5 protein-coding genes are annotated in these 5,232 nt (G+C 61.5%); 1 reads left to right on the top strand and 4 read right to left on the bottom strand.

Annotated features, from left to right (window positions below):
• The 3 genes from ACE3OH_RS10205 to gap form a co-directional block, all read right to left on the bottom strand.
• Window positions 1-455, bottom strand: a 455-nt coding sequence (locus tag ACE3OH_RS10205) for a class II fructose-bisphosphate aldolase (RefSeq protein WP_374351559.1), incomplete at its 3' end; no start/stop codon positions are given.
• Between the two features lie 180 nt (window positions 456-635).
• Window positions 636-1,811 (bottom strand): phosphoglycerate kinase, encoded by a 1,176-nt coding sequence (locus tag ACE3OH_RS10200; RefSeq protein WP_374351562.1) that lies wholly within the window; start codon window positions 1,809-1,811, stop codon window positions 636-638.
• 113 nt (window positions 1,812-1,924) lie between these two features.
• Window positions 1,925-2,941 (bottom strand): type I glyceraldehyde-3-phosphate dehydrogenase, encoded by a 1,017-nt coding sequence (gap, locus tag ACE3OH_RS10195; RefSeq protein ID WP_374351556.1) that lies wholly within the window; start codon window positions 2,939-2,941, stop codon window positions 1,925-1,927.
• A 221-nt stretch (window positions 2,942-3,162) separates the two neighbouring features.
• Between gap and ACE3OH_RS10190 the strand changes: the two genes are divergently transcribed.
• A complete protein-coding gene (locus tag ACE3OH_RS10190) occupies window positions 3,163-4,575 on the top strand; it encodes a hypothetical protein (RefSeq protein WP_374351553.1) in 1,413 nt (470 codons plus the stop codon).
• A gap of 21 nt (window positions 4,576-4,596) precedes the next feature.
• Here ACE3OH_RS10190 and ACE3OH_RS10185 read toward each other — a convergent pair whose 3' ends face one another.
• Window positions 4,597-5,181 (bottom strand): hypothetical protein, encoded by a 585-nt coding sequence (locus tag ACE3OH_RS10185; protein ID WP_374351550.1) that lies wholly within the window; start codon window positions 5,179-5,181, stop codon window positions 4,597-4,599.
• Window positions 5,182-5,232 lie beyond the last annotated feature (51 nt).

Below are 5,232 nucleotides of genomic sequence, written 5' to 3'. Positions count from 1 at the left end.
CCGGTTTCCAATGAACCCAGACAGCCGAGCTCACCTTCCACCGATACACCGATGGCGTGCGACATTTCCACTACGCGGCGGGTGACATCGACGTTGTACTCATAGCTCGATGGGGTCTTGGCATCTTCCAGCAGCGAGCCGTCCATCATCACGCTGGAGAAACCGGAGCGCATTGCCTGGATGCACACGGCCGGCGAGGCGCCATGGTCCTGGTGCATCACGATGGGAATATGCGGATAGGCTTCGGCGGCGGCCAGGATCAGGTGGCGCAAAAAGGCTTCACCCGCGTACTTACGGGCGCCGGCCGAGCCTTGCATGATCACCGGGCTATTGCACTCGTCGGCGGCCTGCATGATGGCCTGCACCTGCTCCAGATTGTTGACGTTGAACGCGGGCAGACCGTAGCTGTACTCGGCGGCATGGTCGAGCAACTGGCGCATCGAAACGAGGGACATGGCTTACTCCAACTTGAACTTGAGAATGGCGCGGATTTTAACGAAATGTAGTGAGGTAGGGCTGACTACATTTCGATCTTGCGTACGCGCTTTGATTGTATCGGCACAGAGTTGGCACAGGTCGATCAAGGATCCTTCACTGAATCGAGCTGTGCCGCTGCGCTAAATCGATCCGAATCCCTAACTTGCCGACCGCAGGCCGAGAATCTCCACCGCCGGCAGGGTCTTGCCTTCCAGAAACTCCAGAAAGGCGCCGCCGCCGGTCGAGATATAGCTGATGTCGTCAGTAATGCCGTACTTGGCGACCGCGGCCAGGGTGTCGCCACCGCCGGCAATGCTGAACGCCGGGCTAGCAGCAATGGCACGCGCCAGCGCTTCGGTGCCTTTGCCGAACTGGTCGAACTCAAACACGCCGACCGGGCCATTCCACACGATGGTGCCGGCCTTGGCAACGATGCTTGCCAGCTGCGCCGCGCTGTCCGGGCCGATGTCGAAGATCATGTCGCTGTCGCTGACCTCGGCCAGGGGCTTGGTGATAGCGGGCTCGTTCGCATCGAACTTCTGGCCGACCACCACATCGCTCGGCAGAGGCACATCGCCACCGCGGGCGCGGATCTTGGCGATAACGGCGCGGGCTTGTTCGACCAGATCGGCTTCGGCCAGCGATTTGCCGATCTGGCGGCCTTCGGCCAGCAGGAAGGTGTTGGCGATGCCGCCACCGACGATCAGCTGATCGACCTTGTCGGCCAGTGCTTCCAGAATGGTCAGCTTGGTCGACACCTTGGAGCCGGCCACGATGGCCACCAGCGGGCGGGCCGGGTGGGCCAGCGCCTTGCCGAGGGCATCGAGTTCGGCCGCCATCAGGATGCCGGCGCAGGCGATTGGGGCGAACTTGGCAACGGCATAGGTCGAGGCCTCGGCGCGGTGCGAAGTGCCGAAGGCGTCGTGCACGAACACATCGCACAGCGCGGCATAAGCTTGGCCCAGCTCGTCGGCATTCTTCTTTTCGCCCGCATTGGTGCGGATATTCTCCAGCAGCGCGAGTTCGCCCGGTTTGATCGTGTGGCCGCGCCAGTCGGTGATCACCGGCACGTCGCGGCCCAGCAATTCGCCCAGACGCTTGGCTACTGGCGCCAGCTTGTCTTCCTCGTTGATCTGGCCCTCGGTCGGGCGACCCAGATGGGTCATCAACAGCACGCCGGCACCAGCCTTCAGGGCATGCTCAATAGACGGTAGCGAGGCACGGATGCGCGTGTCATCGCCGATCACGCCGTCCTTGAGTGGCACATTCATATCGACGCGAATCAATACGCGTTTGCCAGCCAGGTCGAGATCGGTGAGTTTCTTGAAATTCATGGCCAAAGTCCGGTAGGGGTTGCAGATGGCGGCAATGTAGCAGCGCAGGCCGCTGTAGTGCATTCGGGGCGCCTACGCGCCCCGAATCGGTGTTGCAAGGTCAGTTCAATAGCTTACTTCGCCGCCATCATGGCGCGAGCGGTATTCAGCATCTGCACCGAGAAGCCCCACTCGTTGTCGTACCAGGCACCCACTTTCACCAGGTCGCCATGGCTGACCTTGGTGAGGGTGCTGTCGAAGATCGACGCTTCATTGGTGTGGTTGAAGTCGATCGATACCAGGGGCAAATCGTTGTAGCCGAGCACGCCCTTGAGCGGGCCGCCGCCGGCTGCATCGCGCAGGACGGCGTTGATCTCTTCCTTGCTGGTGGCGCGCTTGGCCTGGAAGGTCAGGTCCACCATCGACACATTGATGGTCGGCACGCGCACGGCAAAGCCATCGAGCTTGCCGGCCAATTCCGGCAGCACCAGGCCCACGGCAGCGGCCGCACCGGTCTTGGTCGGGATCAGGCTCTGGGTGGCGGAACGGGCGCGGCGCAGATCCTTGTGGCGCACATCGGTCAGTACCTGGTCATTGGTGTAGGCGTGGATGGTGGTCATCAGGCCCTTTTCGATGCCGATGCTGTCGTTCAGCACCTTGGCCACCGGCGCCAGGCAGTTGGTGGTGCAGGAGGCGTTCGACACCACGGTCATATCGCGGGTCAGCACATCATGGTTCACGCCGTAGACGATGGTGGCATCGACATCCTTGTCGCCCGGTGCGGAGATTAGCACCTTCTTGGCGCCAGCCTGCAGGTGGGCCTGGCACTTGGCCTTGCTGGTAAAGGCGCCGGTACATTCGAGCACGATATCGATCCCGAGGTCGCCCCAGGGCAATTCAGCCGGATTGCGGGTCGAGAAGAAACGGATGTTCTCGTCGTTGATGCGCAACCAGTCGCCATCGGCCTTCACATCGGCATTGAAGCGGCCATGCACGGTGTCGAACTTGGTCAGGTGGGCATTGGTCGCCAGATCCCCAGAGGCATTCACCGCCACGATCTTGAATTCGCTACCGAGGTTGAGCTCGTACAAGGCACGCAGCACATTGCGGCCGATACGGCCGTAGCCGTTGATGGCGAGGCGGATGGACATACTGGGGGATCTCCTGATGCGGTAAGCGGGCGAATTTGTAGTCGGAAAAATACGACTACAAACCAAAAACGGATATTTTACATGGGCATAGCATTGGAGTGCGACTACATGTGCAAGAAATTGTGGCAATGCAGCATGGCACTGCGCCGATATCTGCGAACGCACCTGTGGCTCCCGCGCTGTGATTGAATAGCGGCCCACTCTCTGTCTCGCGTGTCTCCATGCTTACCATCCGAATGACGCTGTCCCTATTGATGATCGGTATATTGCCCGCGCACGCGGCTGATGACGGCAAGGCGCAGCGCTGGGTGCAGGGTTCCTGGGTCAATGTGCGCAGTGGCCAGGATGCTGCCAGCGCCGTTGTTGATCATCTGAGCACCAACACGCCGCTTACCCTACTTGGCGAGCAAGGGGGAAGTTGTGAAATCGGCTGGGGTAAGGATCGGCGTGGCTTTGTTGCCTGCAAGCTGCTTGGCACCGCTGCCCTGACACTGGAGCAGGTCAGCCGGGAGACGTTGCCCGATGGCAAGCCAAACCCCACCTACTCGCCACCGCGCGCTTTCTGGATTGCGCCGACTGCCGAGCGGCTGTTTGCGGCTGGCCAGTATTTCTGGTCGACCTTGCTGACGGAAAAGCAGCGCAAGGCGGAGCGATTTGATCCGAATGCCAATGAGGCGATGGCGGACAGCGAACCGAAGCATTCGCCTGCGCTGGTTCGCTACAAGATTCCCGAATACGAGGCGATGAAAGCCTTGCTGGCCAAGGGTGTGATTGCCGCTGGCGACAGCTATCTGCCGCTGGCCGACTGGAGAAAGCTGCAGGGCATGGCGCAAGCCGCCATCAAGGACAAGCGCGATTTTGCTGGCGAGTTCAGCCATCCGCATCCTCTGGCAAATGGCATCAATATGGGACTCGGGCACGAATACCTGATTGCCAATGTCACCTTGCCTGCGGTGACCGGCTCCCTGTTCCGCTCGGAATCGGACATCGCTGCGGCCAGCAGCAGCTACGAAGCGCTGAGCGCGCACTTTGGCATTACCGAGCGGCTGAAGTTGACAGCCGGCCCCTATTGGGTGAAAGGCGATCGCAATGATGACTACCTGCAGTGGTATGCCGGCGCCTGGGATATAGGCAAAGCCACGCTTGCCCTCGATTCGCCGCCGATTGAAACGGTGATCGGCCGCACCGGTCTGCTTGGCAGCTACCAGTTGGCAGCCGAGAAACAACTGACGCCGAATGCTGCCGAGCCCGGTTGCCCAGGCGGCTTTCAGCAGGCAAGGCGGGCGAGCACGTTGCTCCCCGGTTATCCGGCAGTCAAGGATGCCCTGTTGGGTATCATCACCCCGCGCGCGCTGGGCTTTCAGCGCGCCACCCTTCACCACGCCACGCTCGATTTGAGCAAGGCCGAATACCGGCAGGCGCGCCCCAATGGCACGGTTAATCCGCTAGGTCGTGCCAGCGTTTACCAGATCGATCTGAATGGCGACGGTATCGCCGATCTGGCCTTTATCGAAGGGGTGGGCGTGTCGCCGATGTATGGCGGCAAGCCGGTGTCGCTGGCGCGCATCACCGTGGTGAATATCGCTGGCGAATGGCGCTTGCTCGATAGCGACAGCTTTGTCGAATGTACATGAGATAGTCGTCCGCCGGGCGGATCAGCGCCGCAGGCCGAGCAGACAGCCCAGGAACAAGGCCTCGGCAATAACCAGCAAGGCCGCCTTGTAGGGCAACAGCTCGGCCGGCTGCTGGGTAAAGCGCAGATACAGCGCGAACAGCCCGCACAGAATCGCCAGCCCTAGCTGTGCGCTCAAGCAAGGGTTGCGCAGGGCCCGGTGCAGTTGCACGCCGCTAAGGGTGCCGAGCACGGCAACCAGCAGCATGGGCAATTCGGTCACCCAGCCATGGCGGCAGGCATCGAGCCAATCTATGCACTGGTATTTCCAGTGCTCATGCAGCATGAATTGCTCGTCAAACGCCATCGCCATCATGGCCAGAGCCAGCCACAGGCAGAGCAGGCGCGGCAGTGCACGCTCCTGCCACAGGCGCAGGCACAGTATGGCCATGGCCCACAGCTGCGCGCTGGATAGCCAGGCGACGGGTGAATCGTCGGTGCGAAACGCCGCTTCCGGCGTCGGCCAATACAGTGCAGCGGCGACCAGCATAAAGACGCAGGCAGCGAGCAGCGATAGCAAGCCGGGTAACAGGCTGTGCCAGCCGGTTGGGGTGGGCGGCTTCATCATGGGGATATCGGGAGACCGCTGCCGGCGAGGCGGCGCTTGGCAGCTTGGCAA

The organism is Chitinimonas sp., from assembly GCF_041904975.1.
GTDB lineage: Bacteria > Pseudomonadota > Gammaproteobacteria > Burkholderiales > Chitinimonadaceae > Chitinimonas.
The sequence above is the reverse complement of the archived record's forward strand: the minus strand, read 5'-3'. Positions and strand labels throughout refer to the sequence as shown.